This window comes from Phenylobacterium sp. CCH9-H3, from assembly GCF_001557235.1.
Lineage (GTDB): Bacteria > Pseudomonadota > Alphaproteobacteria > Caulobacterales > Caulobacteraceae > Phenylobacterium.
In genome coordinates this window covers 38100-55235 of record NZ_LSJI01000206.1, presented here as the reverse complement: position 1 = coordinate 55235, position 17136 = coordinate 38100, and the positions used below count along the sequence as shown (strand labels likewise).

Genomic DNA, 17136 nt, shown 5'->3' with positions numbered 1-17136 from the left:
CCTTCCTGCTGACGGCCGGCGCCATCGAACAGGCCACGCCCACCTCGCCCTGGCAGCCGACTTCGGCTCCCGAGATCGAGGCGTTGGTTTTGTAGAGCGCGCCGATGGCGCCGGCCGTCAGCAGGAAGGTGTGCCGCCCCGCCGCGGTGCCCTGGTGGAACCGGTCGTAGTAGCGCAGCACCGCCGGCAGCAGCCCAGCCGCCCCATTTGTCGGCGCCGTCACGACGCGCCCGCCGGCGGCGTTCTCCTCGTTGACCGCCAGGGCCCACAGGTTGACCCAGTCCAGCGCCGACAGCGGGTCGGCGATCTGCCGGTCGGCGTTCTCGACCAGGTTGCGCCAGATGCCATGCGCCCGCCGCGTCACCCTGAGCGAGCCCGGCAGGACGCCCTCCGTCCGCATGCCGCGGTCGATGCAGGCGTACATGGCCGCCGTGATCTCATCGAGGCCCGCCACGATCTCCGCTTCGGTCCGCACCATCAGCTCGTTGGCGGTCATCAGGGCCGCGATGCTCAGGCCCGCCGCCTCGGCCTGCGCCAGGAGCTCGGCGCCGGAGTCGAACGGGAAGGGCGCCGGCAGGGCGCGCTCCGGCGCGGTGTTCTGGCCGATCTCGTCCTCGTCCCGCACGAACCCGCCGCCGATGGAGAAATAGGTCCGCGACGCCAGCGAGGCGCCCGCCGCGTCGAAGGCCTCGAACCGCATGGCGTTCGGATGCTGCGGCAGCCGCGTGCGGCCCTCCCAGGCGATGTCCCGCGCTTCATCGAAGCCGATCTCGTGGATGCCGCCCAGCTTCAACCGCCCTGCCGCGCGGACTGTCTCGACGACCACGTCGGCCGCGTCCGGGTCGAGGGTGCGCGGCTGCAGCCCCGCCAGGCCCAGGATCACGGCCCGGTCGGTCGCGTGCCCCCGGCCGGTCAGCGCCAGCGAGGCGTAGAGCGTCGCCTGCACCCGCGCGGTCCGCGGCAGATCCGGTCCCAGCCGCTCCAGGAACCGGCCCGCCGCCGTCATCGGGCCCATGGTGTGTGAGCTCGACGGCCCCACGCCCAGCTTGAAGAGGTCGAAGACGCTGACGTTCATGGGGCGGCTCTAACTTGGCCCAGGCTTCGGCTCAATCATCGCCGCGCAAACGGTGGCACGCCACGCTCGGTTCAGTGCGTCTGGGTGATCGTCACCGTTTTGGAAAAATCGCCCCGCTTCACATCCCGCGTGCGGGCGAAGACATAGAGGCGCCCACCGTCCCACCAGTTCATCTTCAAGGCGGGGTCGGAGTCGATCTGCAGCAGTAGCCGCCATTGTCGAGACGCCTGCAGAAGGTCGTCCGGAACGGGTGCTCGATAATCCAGCGTGAGCCCCCGGTGCAGATACTCGCACTCGAGGAACATCTGGCTGGCCTGAATCTCGCTCGGGTAGCCACCCACCCGGTGGTCGGGATCGTCGCCGAAGGTGGCCTCCTCTAACGTCGCCCCTTCCCCAAGGCTTAGCCCGCTCGGCCACTCCTCACCAAGCCAATCCTCGCTCGGCAGCGACGTGAAGCGTCTGAAGTTGACCCTGCGCTCGTCGAAACGCCGATGCTTCGGCAGCGGCTGGGGTGGGTTCGCCTCTGGCCCGGGTGCGGCGCGGGTGAAGATGATCTTGCCGCAATCCGCCAGTCCGTTCCGTTCGTCGTCGAAGAACAGATAGATGCGGCCTTCTTCCGGCAGCCAATCAAAGCCGATCTCCGACTTCACAGCCTCCAGGTCGATCTGCGCCACGAACGCCAAGGGACCCTCTTCGCCCACGGGCCATGAAACGTCAGAGGCTAATTCCGGGCGGCCTCCAATCTTCGAGAACGCCGGGGATGGGGCAGGGCCGAGCGAGAGGGCCGGCCGGGCCATCCGCGCAATCCTAGCGCGAAGCTTCGAAACCTCCGCAGGATCCAAGGTGATTTTGGGAGCCGATTTGCGAAAGGCGATGCGCAGACGCTCGTAGAGGAGGACGACGACGCAAAACCCGGCAAAGAATATCAGTCCCTGGGCCAGACCGTTCGTTAAGATCATCGCCGCTGCTTCTCCGCTGCAAGGGTCGGAGCGCGAACAGCGCCGCCAGCGCCGGACACGGCAGCGGGCTTGGTCCAGGTCGGCGTCCCATGCCATACGCGCTCGGCAAGCCCAAACCGTGGAAGCTTAACGCCATCCACGGTATACCGGCCGTGAATTCGACCGTGAGTCACCCGGTCCAGCCCCTTAATGTTCCAGGGCTGGTTCTTGATGTAGTCTGGCACCGCCTTGCCCCAGCCACCCTGCGGGACAATGCCATGATGCCCATGCTCTCCAGGCTTGAGGTATCCTTTCTCGCCCATCCATCTGCGCACACCCGGCGCCTCGTCCCAAGGCTTGCTTCGCCAAGCGTAAGAGCCACCCACCTTAACGGCGCCCTTGCCGAGCGCGACCAATACGCCCTTGGCTAAGGCGACATCGGACAAGGCCATGGCGCCATTACCGGCGGCGCCCACGTAATCACCGTCATGCAAGTCGGCGAGAGCCTCCCGCCCCGAACCCCAGACCGGGATCATGGATTCCAAGGCGCCTGGATGGCCCACGTCGGGAGCCCACTCGGGCCCCTTACTTGCGGGAGAGACCGTTGGGCTCGCCGCACGGCGCCGTTCTACCTCCGCGGCCTGACGCTTATTGTATGCCAGTTGCGCCTTTGCTGCGGCCGCGTGTGCAGCCGCGTCGGGGTCCGGAACCGAGCGCGGTCGATCGCCTCGGGCATAGGAGCCGGAGCTTGCCAATCTTCTCTCCTGGATATGTTTGCCGTGTGCGGCGGAAAGTCCGACGCCGAGCCTTCAGCTTCTCAAAATGGCCGGAACTTGTCAAGAACAAAACATGAACAAACCGGCAAATCCCCGTGGCTCATCGAAGATGCGTGCCGTGCTCCGCGCCCCACGGAGGTCGCTAAGTCCCGATCAGCTCATCGGGTTCGCGGGCGGCGGCGGTTCCGGCAGGGGGATGAATTCCTGGTCGTCGGCGTCGGGCAGCTTCATGCGGCCCGCGCGCCAGTCGGCCTTGGCCTGCTCCAGTCGCTCCTTGGACGAGGAGACGAAGTTCCACTCGATGAAGCGTGGGCCCACGGGCTCGCCGCCCAGCAGCATGACGATGGCGTCGGTGGCGGCGGTGAAGAGGATCGGCTCGCCGGGCTGGAAGACGGCCATCTGACCGGCGCGCAGAGTATGGCCCGCGGCCTCGACCTCCCCCTCTGCGATATAGGCGGCGCGCTCGGGATACTCCGCGGGCAGTTCGGCCTTCGCCCCGGCCCGCAGGCGCCAGTGGCAGTAGAACATCGGCGAGGCGGTCTTCACCTTGGCCTCGGCGCCCCAGCCCTTGCCGGCGATCAGCCGCGCCCACAGCTTGCCGTCCGGGGTCTCGTAGGTGGGCAGGTCGGCGGGGCCATGGTTGGCGAAGGACGGCTCGGTCTCCTCCAGCTCGGTCGGCAGGGCGACCCAGGCCTGGATGCCATGCATCTTGCCGCCGTTGGCGCGCAGGGTTTCGAACCGTTCGGAGTGCGTGATCCCGCGGCCCGCGGTCATCCAGTTGACCTCGCCGGGGTTGATCTCCTGGATCGCGCCCACGCTGTCGCGGTGGGTGATGTGGCCGTCGAACAGGTAGGTGACCGTCGACAGTCCGATGTGCGGATGCGGCCGGACGTCGACGTTGCGCCCGAACCCGGCCTGGAAATCCACCGGGCCCATGTGGTCGAAGAAGACGAACGGCCCCACCATCCGCCGCTTGGCGAACGGCAGCACGCGGCCGACCTCGAAGCCGCCGAGGTCCTTGCGGCGCTGGTCGATGATGAGGTCGATCATGAGAGGTCTCCGGGGTGGAGGCCTAGCTTTGCGCACTCACATAGGGGCTGACCAGCCCGAGCGGCGCGGCGGTGGTGTTCTTCACCGACCTGATGACGATGCGGCTCTCGATGTTCGACACCAGGCCGAGGCTGAGGATCTTGTCGCGCAGGAAATCGTCGAAGGCGTGCATGTCGCGGGTGACGATGCGCAGCTCATAGTCGGCGGCGCCGGTGACGGTGGCGCATTGCACCACCTCGGCCAGCTTGCCGATGGCCTGTTCGAAGGCGTCGAGGTTGTCCTTGGTCGGCAGCGACAGTTTGACGGTGCAATAGACCTCGAAGCCGAGGCCCAGCTTATCACGGTCGAGGATGGTCACCCGGCGCTGGATGACGCCGGCGTCCTCGAGCCGCTTGATCCGCCGCCAGCACGGGCTGGACGACAGTCCGACACGGTCCGCGATCTCGGCGACGGACAATCCGGCGTCGTGTTGGATCAGATCCAGGATCTTGGCATCGACCGCGTCGAGGGCCTCGGACAACTTTTCCTCCTATATTCGACATAAGAGCATATTCTTCTTGCCCCGGAACCACCGTCCAGGGGCATGCTTTTGGCAAGCAATTGCGGCGCTCTTATATGATCTTGCGATCCGTTAGGGGAGGCCCGAAAGGAAAAAAATTGCGATGCGCCACCAGGAAGTGACGCTCGACGACAAATTTCTGCTCACGGATGGCCGGGTGTTCATCACCGGCGTCCAGACGCTGCTCCGCGTCCTGATGGACCAGCACCGGCTGGATCGCGCGGCCGGCCTCAACACGGCAGGGTTCGTTTCGGGATATCGCGGCTCGCCCCTGGGCGGCCTCGACCAGCAGGCCGCCCGTGCGGCCAAGTATCTGAAATCCGCCGAGGTGGTGTTTAAGGAAGGCCTCAACGAGGACCTCGCCGCCACCGCCGTCTGGGGCAGCCAGCAGGCCAACCTGTTCCCGGGCGCCCGCTACGACGGCGTGTTCGGCATGTGGTACGGCAAGGCGCCTGGCGTCGACCGCACGGGTGACGTGTTCAAGCACGCCAATTTCGCAGGCGTGCATCCCAAGGGCGGCGTGCTGGCGGTGGCCGGCGACGACCACACCTGCAAGTCCTCCACCCTGCCGTCGCAGTCGGAATACGCCTTCCAGGACTTCGAGATGCCGGTGCTGTCGCCGGCCGACGTGCAGGAGGTGCTGGACTACGGCCTGATGGGCATCGCCCTGTCGCGCTTCTCCGGCCTGTGGGTGGGGATGATCGCCCTGGCCGACACCATGGATTCGGGGGCGACCATCGACGTGTCCCTCTCGCGCCACCGGTTCGCGACGCCCGAGAACTTCCGCCTGCCCGCCGGCGGCCTGGGAATCCGGCTCAAGGACCAGCCGCTCGACAAGGAGCGGCGCCTGCGCACGCAGAAGATCCCGGCGGCACTGGCTTTCGCGCGCGCCAACCGGATCGACCGGATCATGCTGGGCGCGGCGCGACCGCGCCTGGGCATCGTCTGCCAGGGCCAGGCCTACAAGGACGTGATCGAGGCCTTCGCGGCCATGGGGATCACCCAGGCCGAGGCGGCCGCCCTAGGCGTCGCCATCTATAAGGTGGGTATGCCCTGGCCGCTGGAGCCGACCGGCATCCGCGCCTTCGCGGCCGGCCTCGAGACCCTGATGGTGATCGAGCACAAGCGGCCGCTGATCGAGGTCCAGGCCCGGGCCGCGCTCTACGACCTGCCGGCCCATGCCCGCCCGGTGATCATCGGCAAGACCGATGAGAAGGGCGCGCCCCTGCTGTCGGAGCTGACCTCGCTGTCGGTGGCCGAGATCGCCCTGGCCATCGCCGACCGCCTCCCGGCCGGCGGCCACATGGACCGGGTCTACGACTACCTCAACCGGGTCTCGGCGGCCTCGATGGCGGCGGTGACGCTGTCGGCGGACCAGCAGCGCAAGCCCTTCTTCTGCTCGGGCTGTCCGCACAACACCTCGACCCGCCTGCCGGACGGCAGCCGCGCCCTGGCTGGCATCGGCTGCCACTACATGGCCAGCTTCAACGACCCCTCGACGGACCTGAACAGCCACATGGGCGGCGAGGGGTTGTCGTGGGTCGGCGCCTCGCCGTTCACCGACGAGAAGCACGTCTTCGTCAACCTGGGCGACGGCACCTACAATCACTCCGGTTCCCTGGCGATCCGGGCCGCCGTCGCGGCTGGGTCCAACATGACCTACAAGCTGCTGTTCAACGACGCGGTGGCCATGACCGGCGGTCAGGCGGCCGAGAGCGGCTTCACCGTTCCCCAGATCACCCGCCAGCTCGCGTCCGAGGGCGTGAAGAAGGTGGTGGTCGTGGCCGCCGAGCCCGAGCGCTACCAGGGCGTCACCGACCTCGCGCCGGGTGTCGAGGTCCGCCCGCGCATCGAGCTCATGAAAGTGCAGCGCGAGTTGCGCGATACGCCCGGCGTGACGGTGCTGATCTACGACCAGGTCTGCGCCACAGAGAAGCGCCGGCGGCGCAAGCGCGGCAAGATGGCCGCCGCGCCGATGCGGGTGATGATCAATCCGCTGGTCTGCGAAGGCTGCGGCGACTGTTCGGCCAAGTCCCACTGCGTGTCGGTGGAGCCGCTGAACACCGAGTTCGGCCGCAAGCGCCGGATCAACCAGTCCACCTGCAACCAGGACTATTCCTGCCTGGACGGCTTCTGCCCCTCGTTCGTCACCCTTGAAGGCGCCGAGAACGCCCACCGCGAGACGATGGCGGCGCTGACGGCGGACTCCACCCCGCTCCCGACCTTCCAGGAGCTGAAGGGCGTCCAGAACATCGTCTTCACCGGTGTCGGCGGCACGGGGGTCACCACCGTCGCCTCGATCCTAGCCATGGCCGCCCACGTGGATGGCCGGGCCGCCTCGGTGGTGGACATGACGGGGCTGGCCCAAAAGGGTGGGGCGGTGTTCAGCCACGTGCGGATCGGGGAGACCGAGACCACGACGATCGGCGGCCGGGTGCCCGCCGCCTCGGCCAATGTGCTGATCGCCTGCGACCTGCTGTCGGCCGCCGGCCCGGACGCCCTGGCGCTCTACGCCAAGGACCGGACGGTGGCCGTCGGCAACGCCGACTTCGCCCCCACCGCCGACTTCGTGACGGACCGGGACGTCCGTTTCGACGCCGACGAACAGGGCCGGCGGATCGCGGCGGCGACCAAGAGCTACGACGCCGCGCCGGCCAGCCACCTGGCCGAAACCGGCCTGGGCGACGCCATCTACGCCAACATGATCATGCTGGGCTTCGCCTGGCAGAAGGGCGTGATCCCCGTCTCCAGCCGCGCGCTCTACCGCGCCATCCGGCTGAACGGCGTGGAGGCGGAGGCCAATCTCCAGGCCTTCGAGCTGGGCCGCAAAGCCGCCTTCGATCCCACCGCCCGGGGCAAGCGCGAGGACGACGTCCCGACGCCGGAGACCATGCCGCTGGACGAGCTGATCGCCCATCGCGTCAGGGAGCTCACCGCCTATCAGAGCAAGGCCTACGCCGCCCGCTATCTGGCCAGGATCGAGAAGGTGCGGGCCGCCGAGGCGCCGCTGGGCTCCACCGACCTGACCCGCGCGGCGGCGGTCAGCCTCTACAAGCTGATGGCCTACAAGGACGAATACGAGGTCGCGCGCCTCTACTCCGACGGCCGCTTCGCCGATTACCGCGCCCAGACGTTCAAGGGCGGCAAGGCCAAGGTCTGGCTGGCTCCGCCGCTGCTCGCCCGCAAGGGGCCGGACGGTAAGCCGAAGAAGATGGCCTTCTCGCCCTGGATGCTGGACCTGGCCTTCCCGACGTTGGCCAAACTCAAGGGCCTCCGCGGCGGGCCGCTCGACGTCTTCGGGCGCACGGCCGAGCGGAAGATGGAGCGCGGCCTGATCGCCGACTTCGAAGCCGACCTCGACCGCCTGGTCGCCGGCCTGGACGCCGACCGGCACCATCTTGCGGTGAAGCTCGCCCAGGTCCCCCAACAGATCCGTGGTTTCGGCCACGTGAAGGACGCTTCGGTCGGACCTGCGAAGGCCGAGGCGAAGCGGCTCTGGGGAGAGTGGGAGAAGGTCGGGGCGAAGGAGGCGGCGTAGCCGGAGTGGCTTCGCCCGCTCCGGCTAAGAGTGTTCTGTGGCAAGCGTTACGATGTGAAGTCTGGCGGGAAGCGAAGGCCTTTCAATCAGCGGCGTTCGCAACGTAATGAGAAGATAAGCTGCTGGATTCGCGGGAGATAGCGTCTGCGCGGGCGCTTCCCAATCCGCATGCACCAGGGCGGCATCACACTGGAGCCTCAACGGTTTGGAGGCTTGGCCGTGGAACTCTTCGATACGAGCTGGCTGCTCGCTCTGTACCTCGTCGTCAACGCTTGACGGCGTCCGTGAACGCCGGTTGCGATTTCATCTCGCAGGAAGCCGGTGGCGACCAGTCGCGCTACCCAAAACCAGCCGCAGCACTCATGGCTCCGCTCCGGCTCGCCACCGCGGTTACCCTGCGACACGCACTATTTCCACGGTCACCCGCCCGTCTGGCCCCTCGACCACTTTGAAGCCCGCCTCCGGCTCCACCTCCCCCAGATCGACGTCCTCCCTCGGCGTGATCACCCAGGTCCGCCGCCCGGCCACCGCCAGGGCCAGCTTGCCCTTGCCCCAGTGTTCGGTCGCGAAGGCCTTGAGCGCGGCGTACATCGGGTTGCGTCGCCAGGCGGTCGGATTGGCCGCGTCGCAGCGGGCGATGAGCCAGAGACCCTCGGGGTCCTGGTCCAGCACCACCTTGGTCTGATCGGGCCGGAAGCGGTGGGGCATCTCCGGGTCCATCAGCCAGACACATTCGAAGGTTCGACAGCTGTGCGGACGGGCCTTGTAGATGCCGCAGCCCGCGCCGGCCCTGGCGTGGGCGCAGAGCCGACCCATGGGTTTCTGCAGTTCCTCCACCGCGAGCACGCGGCAGCACTGCACGCAGGCGCCGCAGGTCTTCAACGCCCGACACCCACCCAGATCACGTGCCTCGGGCCCTTGCCCGAGGGGCTCGCGCCAACCTTGTGCTCGTCCACCGCGAAGCCGGCGCGGCGGAAGCGGCCGGCGAAGGCCTGGTCGGGGCCAGCGGACCAGACGGCGACCACGCCGCCCGGCTTCACCGCCCGGCGCAGGTTCGCAAGGCCTGCCACGGAATAGAGGCTGTCGTTGGCGTCGCGGTTCAGGCCGTCGGGGCCGTTGTCCACGTCCATGAGGATCAGGTCGTACGGCGGCTTGGCCTCCGCCAGCCGGTCGGCGACGTCGCCCTGGACGATGCGGGCGCGCGGGTCGGCCAGGCTGTCGCCGTAGAGCGGGGCCAGGTGGCCGCGGGCCCAGGCGATCACCTCGGGGACCAGCTCGGCGACCACGATCCTGGCGTCTTTGGGTAGGTCGGCGAGCGCGGCGCGCAGGGTGAAGCCCATGCCCAGGCCGCCGATCAGCATCCGCGGCGCCTTGAGCTGCGCGACCTTGGCCCAGGCCAGCTTGAACAGCGCCACTTCGGAGCCGTAGAGGCGGCTGTTCATCAGCTCGATGCGGCCCGACATGATCGAATAGTCCTGGCCGCGCCGCATGAGCTTCAGCTCGCCGCCGCCGGGGATCTGGGCCGTATCGAGGTGGATCCAGGGATTCATCGCCCCTGCATACAGCCTTACGCGCTGGTGGGCGCGCCCTGGCGTTCGACCGGCCTGGACGGCCCGGGCGCCGGGATCACGACGGGCCGCAGGGGCACGCGGCCGACCAGGAAGCAGCGGTCGGCGCCCAGCTGCGGACGGGCCGGCGGGCGGGGCAGGAAACAACGGCGGTCGAGGGCGGCGATGGAGGACATGGCGGGCGGTCTTGGCGGAAGGGCGTCGTGCGGCGGCCCGTATGACCGGCCCGCGCCGGCCGCGGTAGTTAAGCTTGTGTAAGGCTTGGCGCGATCTTGGGGCTTCTCTACCGCCGCGTCAGCCGGACTATGCCTTGTCGCGACCGCCTCGCACCGTAAGCTGGCGGAAAGCGGAGGATTTTCCCATGGCCGACTTCGGCGGCGACACCGACCTCGAAGCCTTCCGTCAGGAAGCGCGGGCCTGGCTGGAGGCCAATTTCCCGGCCTCGCTGAAGGGCAAGGGATCGCTGGCGACCAGCGAGGTCCGCTCCAACGAGCCCGACCTGGTCGCGTGGCGCAAGGCCATGGGTGAGAAGGGGTGGGGTACGCCCACCTGGCCGAAGGAGTACGGCGGCGGCGGCCTGTCGCCCCAGCAGGCGCGGGTCCTGCTGCAGGAGATGACCAGGATCGGCGCCTTCAACCCGCTGATGTTCGGCATGGGCGTCACCATGATCGGCCCGACGATCATGGACTACGGCACCGAGGAGCAGAAGAAGAAGCACCTGCCGCCGATCGTGCGGGGCGAGGTCCAGTGGTGCGTGGGCTACTCCGAGCCCAACGCCGGCTCCGACCTGGCCAGCCTGCAAACCAAGGCCGTGGACAACGGCGACGGCTGGACGGTGACGGGCAGCAAGATCTGGACGAGCGGCGCCCAGTATTCGGATTGGTGCGGCGCCCTGGTGCGGACCGACCCGTCGGCCAAGAAGCACGAGGGGATCAGCTTCATGCTGATCGACATGCATCAGAAGGAGATCGAGGTCCGCCCGATCCCGCTGATCGCCGGCGCCTCGCCGTTCTGCGAGACCTTCTTCACCGAGGCCAAAGTGCCGCGGGACGGCCTGTTGGGGCAGCTCAACGTCGGCTGGACCGTGGGCAAACGCCTGCTGCAGCACGAGCGGGCCAGCCAGACCGGCGCCTCGACCGGCGGCCGGCCGCCGCCGCCTGTGTCCGACATCGCCAAGAAATACGTGGGCGTGGACGCCCAGGGCCGGATCGCGGATTCCGACCTGCGCTCGCGGGTGGTGAAGCACCAGATGGACGCCAAGGTCCATGGTCTGACCCTGGCCCGGGCCATGGCCGAGGCGAAGGGGAACAACAGCCCCGGCAACGCCGCCTCGGTGCTGAAGAACTCGGCCACCCACGTCGCCCAGACCCGGGCCGAACTGACGCTGGAGATCATGGGCCACCAAGGCCTGGGCTGGGACGGCGACGCCTTCACGGGCGAGGAGCTGGAGACCGTGCGGAGTTGGCTGTTCGGCAAGGCGATGTCGATCTACGGTGGCTCGGCCGAGATCCAGAACAACATCGTCTCCAAGCGCATCCTGGGTCTGCCGGACACAACCCAGTCCACCTGAGGCGAGGTCAGGCGGAGAGCTTGCGCAGGGTCATCGGCCTTAGCGCGCCCTCGGCGACCGCGAACAGGCCGAAGGCGACGAGGCCCAGCGCGATCAGGGCCAGAAGTGGCCCACCGAAGGGCTGTACCTCAAGGGTGTTCAGCGCGCCGCCGAGGCCCTTGGCCTCCGACGCCCGGGCGTGCAGGCCCGCGCGGACCAGAAGGCCGCCGGCCGGGATAAGCGCGACGCCGCGGGCGGCATAGCCGATCCGGGCCAGCGTGCCTGCCCAGGCCCGTACCGGCCGATCGCAGTCCAGATCGCGGCCAAAGTGGTCGAATACGGCGCGGTAGGCGCTGCCGAGGCCCGCACCCAACACGAACAGTCCGGCCGCCATGACGATGAGGTTGCCGAAGGGCATCTCCAGGGCCTGGGCGACGGCGGCGCGCGTGGCGGCCTGGTCGTCGGTCTCGTGCAGGTCTTCCAGGGCGTCGAGCAGACCAAACACCGAGATCGCCAGGCCCGCGTAGACGGCCCCGCTGACCCCCTGTCCGGCCCGGATGAGAAGCGCCTTGGCCGACCGCCCGCGGCGGTCGACGTCCAACACCGCCTGCAACGCGCGCCAGCCGGCGAAGCCGTAGAGGCCCAGGCCCACCAGCCACAGCAAGAGCACGCCAATCCGCCATTCCCGCCAGGCTTCCAAGGCGCCGACGGCGCCTTCGGCTCGCGGCGTCAGGTCCAGAGCGGCGAGCAGGGCGATCAAGCCGATGCTGACATAGACCGCGCCGCGCGCCGCGTAGCCCAGGCGCGCCGCCGCCTCGCCCAGCGCCTGCCAGGGGGTGTGTTCGAAGCGTCGACGAAGACGGTCGAGCGGCTTGGCTTGGGCGAGCGTGGCCATGGCCTGCGCCAACGCGGCCCTTGCCGAATGCGTTCCGCGCGGAAACGGGATGGAAACTGAACCGCAGTTAAACGTCGCCCTCAGGCGTGCCTCACAAGCGGGGGCGCAAGCCTACCGACCATCCGCGCGAAATGCGGACGCAAGCTGAGGTTCTGACCATGGCGAGCTCTCACGCCATCGACTGGGTTCTTCTCGACCACGCCGCCGACCACCCGGTGGACGTCGGCGACATGGTGTCGGCGGACGCCGGCGGGATGCCGATCTACCGGGTCCTGGCGCTGGCCGGCCGCGAAGTGCAGCTCGCCAACGAGCGGAACGCGGCGGTCGGCGCCCTCCCGCTGGACCGGTTCCGCTGGCGCAGCGCGCGCTGACTACCAGCGCGCGCTGACTACATCGCGTTCGCCGCCGCCCGTGCGGCGGCGAGGAACGCGTTGCGGGCCATCGACAGCTCGCGGCCGGTGGCGTTCGGCCAGGCGGCGTTGGTGACGATCACGATGCGCTCGTCCCGGAACACCGTGATCGACTGGCCGAAGATGCCCCGCGCCTCGAACGCCCCGCTGTCGGGCATCCACCAGAAGTAGCCATAGCCGCGCTCGCGGGTCCCGCTGGTGATCTGGGGCGTGGTCGCCTCGGTGGTCCAGCCGGGTGGCAGGATCTGCTTTCCGCCCGCCACGCCGCCGTCCAGGATGAACTGGCCTACGCTGGCGTAGTCGCGCAGGGTGACGGAGAGGCAGCAGCCGCCGCGCTCGTGGCCGGCCGGATCGACCATCCAGATCGCGTCCCGCTCCATCCCGTAGGGCTTCCACAGCTTCTCGGAAGCGTACTGCGAGAGGCTCTTGCCGACGGCGTTGGAGACGAGGATCCCCACCAGGTCGGTCTCGCCGGTGTTGTAGTTGAACATCGTCCCCGGCGCGTGGGCGCGCGGCAGGCGGCTCATGTAGGTCACCAGCGGGTTCTTGCCCGGTTCCAGTGGGAGGGCCGTGGACTGGGCGACGTCGGACTTCGGGTCGGTATAGTCCTCGTTCCACTTGACGCCCGAGCTCATCATCAGGAGCTGGCGCACGGTGACGCCGTCGTAGCCCGAGCCCTTCAGCTCCGGGATGTAGTCGGTGACCGGGGCGTTCAGGCTCTTGATCTTGCCATCCTGGATCGCCGCGCCGACCAGTGTGGAGGTGACCGACTTGGCGACCGAGAACGAGGTCCAGCGGTCCTCCGGCTTGCGGCCCAGGCCATAGCGCTCGAGCAGAACCTTGCCGTCCTTGAGCACGATCACGCCCGAGACGTTGTGGGCCTTCATGTAGTCGTCGACCGACCAGGTCTTGCCGCCGTAGTCATAGCTGAAGTCGATCTGCCGGTCGGCGGCGGGCAGCGGATGGATCTTGTCGCCGCGCTTCACGGTCTCGACGCGGTAGACGCTCTCGATGTCCTTGTACCAGTCGGCCTGCTGCTGCGGCGTCCAGACCAGGATCGACGGGAGGCCGGGCCGGATCGGAACCTGAGCGTGAGCCGCGCTCCCCGCCAAAGCCGCTGCGACCGCCAGCCCAAGAACCCTACGCATGCCAAAGCCTCCCCGATTTTGCGGGGAGGCTAAGGGTGTTGCGCCAACTGAACAACATTCACCTGCCATCCGGCCCGGCCGCCTTCGCGTCCGTCCGGACGGAAGGGCCGGTATCAGGCCGCCAGGGCTGTGGCTTTGGGCGTGGCGAACGGCTGGGCCTGGTCGCGTTCCGCCAGGAGGGCGCGTTCCAGGCTGGTTTCCCCGGCGCGCCCGGCCGCCGCAATCAGGGTGAGGTCCAGCACGTCGCGCTGGGCGTGGCTGCCCCCGAACCGCGCCGACCTGTTCCGCACGCCCCGCAGCAGCTCCACCGACTTGCCGTAGGCGCCCTGGCCGAAGGCGTGGATCGCCTGCATCGCCGGCAGGCCCACCTCTCCGGTAAAGTAGGCGTTGTCGCCCGGTCCCTGTAGCACGCTCTTCTGGAGGTCGAGCAGGGCCTTGGCCTCGTGCTCCCGGCCCGCGCCGACGAAGGCCATCATGGCGTGCATGTCGACGAAGGCGCTCTGGCCGCGCGGCTCCTTGGTGAAGCTGTCGGCCACCGGCGCCCAGCGGTCGCCGATCTCCACGCCCACCAGCTGGAGCCGCCACAGCATGGCGGCCGCGTCGGCCATGTCGAAGGCGAAGGTCGTGGGCTCGCCATAGATCGGACCGTCGAACAGCTTCAGCACCTCGTCCGTCTCGCCCAGGCCCAGGTGGAAAAGGGCGGTGTGCCACCAGTTGTGCACGCCCAGCGTGGCCTCCGCCTGCCAGGCGTCGTTCTCGTGGCGCATCCAGCGGACGCCCTCGGCATGGCGGCCCTGCATGAGCATGACGTGGGCGACGCCGTGCTGGGCCCAGTTGTTGCGCGGCAGGATCGAGATCGCCTCGCGCCCGCAGGCCTCGGCGCGGTCGTAGAGGCCGGTTTCCTCCAGTCCGAACGACATCATCCCCTGGATGGCGTGCCAGTCGGTCATCTCGCGCGACCAGGCGGGAAGGGCCCGGGCGATACGGTCGCGCAGCATCCGGGAGTCGCCCAACAGGAAGTCCATCGTCTGGCCGACGTGGAGGGCCAGGGAGTCGAGGGGATGGGCGATGGTCACGTCCTCGAGGATCCGCGCGGCGCTTCGGACCTCGCCGGCCAGCAGACTGCCGATGGCGGCCAGGTGGCCGAGCTCGCGCGCATTGGCGTTGACAAGGTCCTTGGCGACGCCGAACGCCTGGACGCCCAGCATGGCCGTCTCGCTGTTGGAGCCCACCTGGGTCATCCACGCCTTGAGCACATGGGCCATGACGAAGCGCGGGCTGTCGGCGATGGCGGCCTCCAGCGGCGTCATCGCATCGCCCGCATAGCAATGGTAGGCGGTGAGCGCCTTCTGATATAGTTCGGCCGCCGCAGGGCTGGCGCCGGTCATTTCCAGGCCGTGGTGATCCTTCACCGACATGTCGTTCTCCTTTTTCTCGGGGCGGCGAGGGTTAAGGCCTGGAGCGCGGCGGCTCTAGCGGTTGCGCGGTCGGTTCGTCAGCGTGCCGTTTTGCGGTGTGTTTTGAAAGCCTTGGCGTAGATTCGAACGGAGGGCGGACGACGATGCCGGCGCCGGCTACAGAGAAAACTGTACCCGAGGTGCAGTCCGAAGCGCGCACCAAGGGCGAACGCACCCGCGAACGCCTGCTGGACCTCGCCTACGAGGCGGTCATCCGCAAGGGGTTCGCCTCGACCTCGATCGAGGAGCTGGTGGAGGCGGCCGGGATCACCAAGAGCGGCTTCTTCTATCACTTCAAGGACAAGACCGACCTCGCCCGCCAGCTCATCGAGACCTACACCGGCCGCAACGCCCAGTTCCTGGACGAACTGGCGCTGCGCGCGCGCGAACTCTCGGACGATCCGCTGCACAGCTTCCTGATCTTCCTAAAGCTCTATGCCGAGGAGATGGAGGAGAAGACCATCGCCCACCCGGGTTGCATGGTGGCGACGGTGACGTTCCAGGACCGATCGTGGGATGCGGGGGTCCGCCAACTGGTGATCGACCAGGTGCTGGCCTGGCGCGCCCGGTTCATCGCCTGGCTGGAGGAGATCGCGGCCGTCTATCCCCCCAAGGGCAAGGCGCCGATCGAGGATCTCGCCGACGCGATCCTTGCGTTCACCTACGGCGGCATGACCATCGCTCGCGCGCTGGCTGACGACAGCGCGATCAGCAGGCAGACGATCATGTTCCGCGAGACCGTGCGGCTGCACTTCCTGGGCGCCTGATCGCGGCGGCCGCTTTGCGTTCGGCCGGACCTCGGCTAGGCCAGGGTCATGGCCGAATTCGATTTCGACGCGGTGGTTGTCGGCGCGGGCGCCGTGGGGCTGGCCTGCGGCCATGCGCTGGCGCGGCGCGGGCTGGTGGTGGCGGTCCTTGAGCAGGACGTGGCGATCGGCCAGGGCGTCTCGTCCCGCAATTCCGAGGTCATCCACGGGGGCCTCTATTATCCCACCGGTTCGCTGAAGGCGCGGCTCTGCGTCCAGGGGCGGCGGATGCTCTACGCCTTCTGCGACGACCACCACGTGGAATACGATCGCTGCGGCAAGCTGGTAGTGGCCGAGACGCCGGACGACCTAGCCCGGCTGGACGCGATCCTGGAGCAGGCGCGCGCCAACGACGTCGAGGGAATGGAGCGGCTGACCAAGGCCGAAGCGCTGGCGCTGGAGCCGGAGCTTTCCTGCGAGGGGGCGCTGCTGTCGCCACAGAGCGGCGTCTTCGAAAGCCACGCCTACATGCTGGCTCTGCAGGGCGAGATCGAGGCCGCGGGCGGCGCCGTGGTGCTGGCGACGCCCTTCGAGGGGGCCACGCCGCTGGAAGCGGGCGGCTTCTCGGTCCGGGCGGGCGGCGCCGAGCCGACGGTCCTGACCTGCCGCTATCTCGTCACGGCGGCCGGGCTGTCGGCCCAGCATGTGGCGGGCGAGATCGAGGGCTTCCCCAAGGCCGTGATTCCCGAGGCCCACTACGGCAAGGGCATGTACTTCCGCCTCACCGGAAAGGCGCCGTTCTCGCGGCTGATCTACCCGCCGCCGATCCCCGGCGCGCTGGGCACGCACTACCGTCGCGACCTGGGCGGGCAGGGCGTGTTCGGGCCGGACCTCAATTATGTGGACGAGCCGGACTACACGGTCGATCCGTCGGCGGCGCCGGCGTTCTACAGCTACATCCGCAAGTTCTGGCCGGGCCTGCGGGACGGCGCGCTCAGCCCCGACTACGCGGGCGTGCGACCCAAGATCCACGGACCCGGCGAGGCCCAGCCCGACTTCCGGCTGGACGCTGCGGACGTCCATGGCCTCCCCGGGCTGGTGACCCTGTTCGGCATCGAAAGCCCCGGACTGACGTCTTCGCTGGCGATTGGCGAGGAGGTCGCAAGCCGGCTAGGGCTCTAAACGGGCGTTTGGATTCCGCCCTGGATTGGCGATAGTCGCCGGCCAGGGAGAACGCCGTGAAGAACCGCATCACCGACCTGCTGGGGGTGAAGTACCCCTTCGTCCAGGCCCCGATGGGATGGATCGCGCGGGCCCAGCTCGCCTCCGCCGTCTCCAACGCCGGCGGGCTGGGGATCATCGAGACCTCTTCCGGCCGCCTCGACGAGGTGCGCGAGGAGGTGAAGAAGATGAAGACCCTCACCGAC

Annotated in this window: 16 protein-coding genes and 1 pseudogene; 6 read left to right on the top strand and 11 right to left on the bottom strand. The window is 68.5% G+C overall.

The genetic code is table 11. From position 1 onward, the window contains the following. The 5 genes from AX721_RS18315 to AX721_RS18300 form a co-directional block, all read right to left on the bottom strand. On the bottom strand, nucleotides 1–1075 hold a 1075-nt coding region (locus AX721_RS18315; protein ID WP_068877416.1), incomplete at its 3' end, for an L-serine ammonia-lyase. Nucleotides 1076–1146: 71 nt separating this feature from the next. Next, entirely contained in the window at nucleotides 1147–1872 is a 726-nt protein-coding gene (locus AX721_RS18310; protein ID WP_231733266.1) for a DUF1963 domain-containing protein, read from the bottom strand. 158 nt (nucleotides 1873–2030) lie between these two features. Next, complete coding sequence (locus AX721_RS28055) at nucleotides 2031–2549, bottom strand: hypothetical protein (protein WP_231754739.1); 519 nt, start codon at nucleotides 2547–2549, stop codon at nucleotides 2031–2033. 393 nt (nucleotides 2550–2942) lie between these two features. Further along, nucleotides 2943–3839, bottom strand: coding sequence for a pirin family protein (locus tag AX721_RS18305; RefSeq protein ID WP_068877414.1), 897 nt, complete (start codon nucleotides 3837–3839; stop codon nucleotides 2943–2945). A gap of 22 nt (nucleotides 3840–3861) precedes the next feature. Continuing rightward, nucleotides 3862–4359 carry an Lrp/AsnC family transcriptional regulator gene (locus AX721_RS18300; protein ID WP_068877413.1) on the bottom strand — a complete coding sequence of 166 codons (498 nt, stop codon included), beginning with the start codon at nucleotides 4357–4359 and terminating at the stop codon, nucleotides 3862–3864. A 142-nt stretch (nucleotides 4360–4501) separates the two neighbouring features. Between AX721_RS18300 and AX721_RS18295 the strand changes: the two genes are divergently transcribed. Then, the gene (locus AX721_RS18295) at nucleotides 4502–7936 is read left to right on the top strand and encodes an indolepyruvate ferredoxin oxidoreductase family protein (protein ID WP_068877412.1); all 3435 of its coding nucleotides are present in this window, start codon (nucleotides 4502–4504) and stop codon (nucleotides 7934–7936) included. Nucleotides 7937–8326: 390 nt separating this feature from the next. Here the strand turns inward: AX721_RS18295 and AX721_RS18290 are convergent, their stop codons facing one another. From AX721_RS18290 to AX721_RS27470, 3 genes are read right to left on the bottom strand one after another with little or no spacing between them, the layout of a single operon-like run. After that, complete coding sequence (locus tag AX721_RS18290) at nucleotides 8327–8818, bottom strand: hypothetical protein (protein WP_068879202.1); 492 nt, start codon at nucleotides 8816–8818, stop codon at nucleotides 8327–8329. Further along, entirely contained in the window at nucleotides 8815–9486 is a 672-nt protein-coding gene (locus AX721_RS18285) for a spermidine synthase (protein WP_068877410.1), read from the bottom strand. The genes AX721_RS18290 and AX721_RS18285 overlap by 4 nt, the downstream gene beginning before the upstream one ends. A 17-nt stretch (nucleotides 9487–9503) precedes the next feature. Next, entirely contained in the window at nucleotides 9504–9680 is a 177-nt protein-coding gene (locus tag AX721_RS27470; protein ID WP_156467243.1) for a hypothetical protein, read from the bottom strand. Between the two features lie 185 nt (nucleotides 9681–9865). On the opposite strand from AX721_RS27470, the gene AX721_RS18280 reads away from it, so the two are divergent. Beyond that, nucleotides 9866–11074 (top strand): acyl-CoA dehydrogenase family protein, encoded by a 1209-nt coding sequence (locus tag AX721_RS18280; RefSeq protein ID WP_068877409.1) that lies wholly within the window; start codon nucleotides 9866–9868, stop codon nucleotides 11072–11074. A gap of 7 nt (nucleotides 11075–11081) precedes the next feature. Here the strand turns inward: AX721_RS18280 and AX721_RS18275 are convergent, their stop codons facing one another. Beyond that, nucleotides 11082–11948, bottom strand: a complete 867-nt coding sequence (locus AX721_RS18275; RefSeq protein ID WP_082765497.1) for a DUF1206 domain-containing protein — start codon at nucleotides 11946–11948, stop codon at nucleotides 11082–11084. 158 nt (nucleotides 11949–12106) lie between these two features. Here AX721_RS18275 and AX721_RS18270 point away from each other — a divergent pair, with 158 nt between their 5' ends. Continuing rightward, nucleotides 12107–12319: a hypothetical protein gene (locus tag AX721_RS18270; protein WP_156467242.1), complete on the top strand. Its 213-nt coding sequence runs from the start codon at nucleotides 12107–12109 to the stop codon at nucleotides 12317–12319. Between the two features lie 17 nt (nucleotides 12320–12336). On the opposite strand, the gene AX721_RS18265 is transcribed toward AX721_RS18270, so the two are convergent. Beyond that, complete coding sequence (locus AX721_RS18265) at nucleotides 12337–13506, bottom strand: serine hydrolase (protein WP_068877407.1); 1170 nt, start codon at nucleotides 13504–13506, stop codon at nucleotides 12337–12339. Nucleotides 13507–13619: 113 nt separating this feature from the next. Further along, nucleotides 13620–14924: a tetratricopeptide repeat protein gene (locus tag AX721_RS18260; RefSeq protein WP_068877406.1), complete on the bottom strand. Its 1305-nt coding sequence runs from the start codon at nucleotides 14922–14924 to the stop codon at nucleotides 13620–13622. Nucleotides 14925–15103: 179 nt separating this feature from the next. Here AX721_RS18260 and AX721_RS18255 point away from each other — a divergent pair, with 179 nt between their 5' ends. The 3 genes and pseudogenes from AX721_RS18255 to AX721_RS28420 all read left to right on the top strand — a co-directional run. Beyond that, nucleotides 15104–15730, top strand: a complete 627-nt coding sequence (locus AX721_RS18255) for a TetR/AcrR family transcriptional regulator (RefSeq protein ID WP_197422639.1) — start codon at nucleotides 15104–15106, stop codon at nucleotides 15728–15730. Nucleotides 15731–15778: 48 nt separating this feature from the next. Next, on the top strand, nucleotides 15779–16891 hold the full coding sequence (locus AX721_RS18250) for an NAD(P)/FAD-dependent oxidoreductase (protein WP_068877404.1): 1113 nt from the start codon (nucleotides 15779–15781) through the stop codon (nucleotides 16889–16891). 113 nt (nucleotides 16892–17004) lie between these two features. Then, nucleotides 17005–17100 (top strand): annotated as a pseudogene (locus AX721_RS28420) (nitronate monooxygenase); the annotation flags it as partial. Nucleotides 17101–17136: the final 36 nt, after the last annotated feature.